This window comes from Pseudomonas sp. GW821-FHT01D09 (genome assembly GCF_059422465.1).
In genome coordinates this window covers 26552-31801 of record NZ_JBWKWY010000046.1, presented here as the reverse complement: position 1 = coordinate 31801, position 5250 = coordinate 26552, and the positions used below count along the sequence as shown (strand labels likewise).

6 protein-coding genes and 1 tRNA gene are annotated in these 5250 nt (G+C 58.2%); all 7 read left to right on the top strand.

Going from position 1 to position 5250, the window contains the following annotated elements; translation table 11 throughout:
• The first annotated feature begins 1 nt into the window (after window position 1).
• A tRNA-Glu gene (locus AC07W7_RS25580) sits at window positions 2-77 on the top strand.
• 182 nt (window positions 78-259) lie between these two features.
• Entirely contained in the window at window positions 260-799 is a 540-nt protein-coding gene (locus AC07W7_RS25575; protein WP_495040354.1) for a TetR/AcrR family transcriptional regulator, read from the top strand.
• A 30-nt stretch (window positions 800-829) separates the two neighbouring features.
• Window positions 830-1663, top strand: a complete 834-nt coding sequence (locus AC07W7_RS25570) for an alpha/beta hydrolase (RefSeq protein WP_076961346.1) — start codon at window positions 830-832, stop codon at window positions 1661-1663.
• A 55-nt stretch (window positions 1664-1718) separates the two neighbouring features.
• The gene (locus AC07W7_RS25565) at window positions 1719-2150 is read left to right on the top strand and encodes an acyl-CoA thioesterase (RefSeq protein WP_076961347.1); all 432 of its coding nucleotides are present in this window, start codon (window positions 1719-1721) and stop codon (window positions 2148-2150) included.
• A 67-nt stretch (window positions 2151-2217) separates the two neighbouring features.
• Window positions 2218-3177, top strand: a complete 960-nt coding sequence (locus AC07W7_RS25560) for a tRNA dihydrouridine synthase (protein WP_169867101.1) — start codon at window positions 2218-2220, stop codon at window positions 3175-3177.
• A gap of 117 nt (window positions 3178-3294) precedes the next feature.
• Complete coding sequence (locus tag AC07W7_RS25555) at window positions 3295-3744, top strand: Hsp20 family protein (protein ID WP_495040353.1); 450 nt, start codon at window positions 3295-3297, stop codon at window positions 3742-3744.
• Between the two features lie 568 nt (window positions 3745-4312).
• A partial coding sequence (locus AC07W7_RS25550; RefSeq protein WP_495040352.1) for a hypothetical protein occupies window positions 4313-5250 on the top strand: 938 nt, incomplete at its 3' end.

Sequence of the window (5250 nt, the reverse complement as noted above, 5' to 3'; positions counted from 1 at the left end):
TGTCCCCTTCGTCTAGTGGCCTAGGACACCGCCCTTTCACGGCGGTAACAGGGGTTCGAGTCCCCTAGGGGACGCCACGATTACCCGCTCTGCGGGATTTTTAAGGGTCATTCAATTATTGAATGGCCCTTTTGTTTGTCTGGCGTTTGGGTTTTCTCCCTCCCTCTTCCAAAAACTTCTTCTGACCAGCGGTCGAATTCAGCGCTTGCCAAAAATTATTATGCGTATAATATTTTGAGTGTAATATTTGGAGGCCATCATGAGCGATAAAAAAGCGCAAACCCGTGAACGTATTCTGCAGGCCGCCAGCTCCGCGCTGATCCAGCATGGCCCGGTCGAGCCGAGCGTGGGTGACGTCATGGGGGCGGCGGGGCTGACCGTGGGGGGGTTCTACGCCCACTTTGAAAGCAAGGACGCCTTGATGCTGGAAGCGTTCGAGCGGTTATTGGCGCGGCGCCGGGCGTCTATCGACGACATGGACTCCAGCCTGACAGGCGAAGAGCGTCGAACCCTGGCGGCGGCGTTCTACCTGTCGCGCAAGCACCGCGATTCTACTGTCCAGGCCTGCCCGATCCCGGCCACGGTCGGCGAGATGAACCGTCTGCCGGATGAGTTTCGCAATGTACTGAACCAGCATGTAGAGCTGATGGCCGCACAACTGGCCGCCAGCCCGGAAGACACCGACAAGGCCCTGGCCGACATGGCCTTGATGATTGGCGGCCTGGCATTGGCCCGGGCCTTGGGGCCGGGAGAATTGTCGGACCGTGTATTGCGCGCCTCCAAGTCGGCGGTGCGTTGAACAAGGCTTGTGAGCCTGGGGAGTGAGTGGATGAGCACCTTGAGCTGGATTCGCCGTGTCAACGGCACCGTGGGCAGGCTGGCGCCGCAGACCATCGCCAACCAGATGCGTCGCGCTTTCATGACACCACGGGACCTGCCGCCCCGTGATTGGGAGTTGCCGCTGCTGGCGCAGGCCGAGCGCATAACCTTGCGTTTTGGCCTCTCGGCCCTGCGCTGGGGCCAGGGCCCGGCGGTGTTGATGATGCACGGCTGGGAAGGGCGCCCGACCCAGTTCGCCAGCTTGATCGACGCCTTGGTGGGCGCCGGCTATTCGGTGATTGCCCTCGACGGCCCGGCCCATGGTCGCTCGCCGGGCCGTGAAGCCCATGTGGTGCTGTTTGCCCGGGCGATGCTGGAGGCTGCCGCTGAGTTGCCGCCGCTGCACGCGGTGGTCGGCCACTCCATGGGAGGCGCCAGTGCGATGCTGGCTATCCAGTTGGGCCTGCGTACAAAGGCGTTGGTGAGCATTGCTGCTCCTTCACGCTTGCTCGATGTATTGCGCGGCTTTGCCGGGGTGGTCGGCATGCCGGAGCGGGCGCGGGCGGCGTTTATCCGGGAGGTCGAGTACTCCCTCGGCATTCCGCTCAAGCACCTGGATGTGGCCCGTTATCAAATGAATATCCCGGGGCTGATCGTGCATGCCGAAGACGACACCTTCGTCCCGGTCAAAGCCTCGCAGATGATCCACGAGGCCTGGTTCGACAGCCGCCTGTTGCGCCTGGAGCAGGGCGGGCACCAGAGGGTCCTGGCGGACCCGCGAGTGGTCGAAGGCGTGCTGGCGCTGCTGGCCGGCTGTCGTGAGCCGGCGCGGCAAACCGCTTGAGCCAAGCGATGGGTTACACTGCTCCCCGCCGACATTCATCGACCGGGAGCTGGGCATGGGCTGGGACTTGGCAAAGCCGTTTATCATCGATCTGCAGGTGGCCCCTGAGGACATCGACGGCCTGGGGCATGCCAATAATGCCGTCTACGTATCCTGGCTGGAGCGCTGCGCCTGGCGCCACTCCCAGCGCCTGGGCCTGGACCTCACCGAATACCGCCGCCTGGATCGGGCGATGGCAGTGGTGCGTCATGAAATCGATTACCTGGCCGCCGGCTACGAAGGCGATGAGCTGCAACTGGCGACCTGGATCGTCGATTGGGACCAGCGCCTGAAAATGACCCGGCGCTTCCAGCTGATGCGCCCCAGTGATGGCACCACCTTGTTGCGTGCGCAAACCACCTTTGTCTGTATCGAGCTCTCCAGCGGCAAGCCCAAGCGCATGCCGGCGGAGTTTATCGAGGGCTATGGCGTGGCGCTGCACATCTGACAAGGGAGTTAACGGTTACTGTGGGAAACCCAGTAAACTGCGCCACGATTTTCGTTGAGTGTTTTCCATGCAAATTGCTTTGGCGCCCATGGAGGGGTTGGTCGACAACATCCTGCGGGACGTGCTGACCCAGGTCGGCGGTATCGATTGGTGCGTGACCGAATTTATTCGGGTCAACGACCGCCTGCTGACCCCGGCCTATTTCCACAAGCTTGCTCCTGAACTGCTGCACGGCGCCAAGACCGCTGCGGGCGTGCCGTTGCGCGTGCAGTTGCTGGGTTCCGACCCCGTGTGCCTGGCGGAAAACGCCGCGCTGGCCTGTGAACTGGGTTCTGAAGTGATCGACCTGAACTTCGGCTGCCCGGCCAAGACCGTCAACAAGTCCCGTGGGGGCGCGGTGCTGCTCAAGGAGCCGGAACTGCTCAACCAGATCGTCGAGCACGTACGCCGTGCCGTGCCGGCGCATATCCCGGTGACCGCCAAGATGCGCCTGGGCTTCGACAGCCCGGACGGCGCGCTAGTGTGCGCCACGGCCCTGGCCGAAGGCGGTGCGGCGCACATTGTGGTGCATGCGCGGACCAAGGCCGATGGCTACAAGCCGCCGGCGCACTGGGAGTGGATCCCGCGTGTGCAGGACGTGGTCAAGGTGCCGGTATTTGCCAATGGCGATATCTGGAGCGTCGAAGACTGGCGCCGTTGCCGGGAGATCAGCGGTGTCGAAGACATCATGCTCGGGCGCGGACTGGTCGCACGTCCCGACCTGGCTCGGCAAATCGCTGCTGCGCGGGCTGGCGAAGACGTGGTAGAGATGACCTGGGAGGCTATGCAGCCCATGCTCCAGGCGTTCTGGACGCAGTCTGTAGCGCAATTGACTGAGCGCCAGGCACCGGGCCGCCTGAAGCAGTGGCTGGCCATGCTGACGCGAAATTACCCGCAAGCGGTGGAGTTGTTTACCGCATTGCGCCGGGAAACCGACCTTCAGCAGGTCAGCCGTTTACTCGGTATGCCCCACCCCCAAGGGGCTTGAAAATTTTCTTACGGCCTCTCTTGAAATGTAAGTGACGGTCCTTATCTAGGGATTACACGATGCCGAATTCGGGTCGTGGAGATAAAGAACCTTGCTGATATTTCAGGAGATTTGACCATGAGTACCGCATTTTCCCTGGCGCCGCTGTTCCGCTCTTCCGTGGGTTTCGATCGTTTCAACGACCTGTTTGAAACCGCATTGCGCAATGAGCCGGGCAGCAGCTACCCACCCTACAACGTCGAGAAACATGGCGAAGACCAATACCGCATTGTCATCGCGGCCGCCGGTTTCCACGAAGACGATCTGGAGTTGCAGGTGGAGAAAGGCGTCTTGACCGTCAGTGGCGGCAAGCGCGACACCCAGGCTGAAAGCGTCACGTATCTGCACCAGGGCATTGCCCAGCGCGCCTTCAAATTGTCGTTCCGCTTGGCGGACCATATTGAAATCAAGGCTGCCGACCTGAGTAATGGCTTGCTGAGTATCGACCTGTTGCGGGTTGTGCCGGAAGAGGCAAAGGCCAAGCGCATTCCGATCAATGGGGCGCAGAAATCGGTCCTGCAACATTGAGTTCATGTTTTTAAATTTTTCATTACCTCTATAAAGGGCGCCCCAGGCGCCCTTTTTTTGTTTAAGACGTTGCGCTGAGCGTCAATGATTGAGTGCGCAAGGATGGAAGTTTTGTTTAGTGGGGTGAGTGTGCTTGATTATTTTTTATAACGGGTGTGTGTAACTTTTTTGTGATTTTTTTCATGTTTTATATTGAGTCGCCCTTTTGTTTTTTGATTTTTCCGAGAGTGGGGCAGCATTAACCGCGCGGGAAATATCATGAGCTGTATCTGTAGGGATTCAATGAATCATATCGTTTTTTTTCACTAAGGCAGTTTATTAGCGTGTATGACATTGTTTTGATCAGGAAAGCGCTGGAGAGAGCAGTTTTTACAGGCGTCCATAGGTAAAAGTCTGAAGTTTTCATTTGGTGTCCTTATGTTTTTGGCGATTTCTGGAACTCGAATGCTTTTTTCTCCACGAAATACAGGACTTCGATTCGGTTGCTGCCGTTTCAAGTCACAAGCCAATAGTGTTTGTTATGGGTGAATAAAAAACCCAGGTGCTATTCTGAGAAGAGGAATGACTAATGTCTTATATGTCTGTTAATACTCCGCTGAGCACTAAGCTCGCAAACCACCCACTAGACCTTCCTACGCCCTTATCCAGCGCACTTGGAGGGGGGGATGCCAGTAAGGTTCTTGACAAAAAACAGAGTGCCTTGCCGGAATATAGCCGCAATGTTGACACGGGGCGGGAAGGTGCAGTTGGTAATACCGATGCTCTTTCAAAGCTACTTGATATGTTTGAGCTTCTCTTTAAGGCAATGCGAGATATCTTGTCTGGCAAAAAACATCCTCCTGAGCTCCAGCCCTCTCCTGATAAGTCGTCTGAGGCGAAACCCTCGCTTGGGGGCATGCCCTTGACTCCGAGCAAGGAGACCAAGGTGGCGCTTGAGACAGACAAGCCACTTCAGAAAAAGCTGGAGGCCGATGGCAAGCCTGTGGTTTCGGGCAATGATCTCAAGATGCTGCTTGACGCCAACAAGCCGCTGCAGAAAAAACTGGAGGCTGATAGCAAACCTACGACTCCGGGCAATGATCTCAAGGTGCCGCTTGAGGCCGACAAGCCGCTGCCGAACAAGTTGGCGGCTGATAGCAAGCCTGCGATTCCAGGTAAGGAGACCAAGGCGCCGCTTGAGGCCGACAAGCCGCTGCCGAACAAGTTGGAGGCCGACGGCAAGCCTGCGATTCCGGGTAATGACCTCAAGGGGCTATTGGATGCTGGCAAGCAACCAGTGGTGATACCGCAGATCAAGGTTCTGCCAGGCACCGACTCCAAAGTGGAGTCTGACGCCTCTGTGCGGGTGAACGTTGACGTCAAGGTGAACAATTGCCACTGCCCAGGGCACGATCATCCAACGGTTCCAGGGATTGACGTGAAGCTAAAGCCCGGCCCGGATGGTCAGGTGAGGCCTGGCGTGGAGATAAAGCCCACAGTGGTGCCCGGCCCGGATGGTCAGGTGAA

Excerpts from the sequence above, each read along its gene's own strand:
- AC07W7_RS25565 (WP_076961347.1), top strand. The coding sequence starts at position 1,719 with ATGGGCTGGGACTTGGCAAAGCCGTTTATCATCGATCTGCAGGTGGCC.
- AC07W7_RS25575 (WP_495040354.1), top strand. The coding sequence starts at position 260 with ATGAGCGATAAAAAAGCGCAAACCCGTGAACGTATTCTGCAGGCCGCC.
- AC07W7_RS25570 (WP_076961346.1), top strand. The coding sequence starts at position 830 with ATGAGCACCTTGAGCTGGATTCGCCGTGTCAACGGCACCGTGGGCAGG.
- AC07W7_RS25560 (WP_169867101.1), top strand. The coding sequence starts at position 2,218 with ATGCAAATTGCTTTGGCGCCCATGGAGGGGTTGGTCGACAACATCCTG.
- AC07W7_RS25555 (WP_495040353.1), top strand. The coding sequence starts at position 3,295 with ATGAGTACCGCATTTTCCCTGGCGCCGCTGTTCCGCTCTTCCGTGGGT.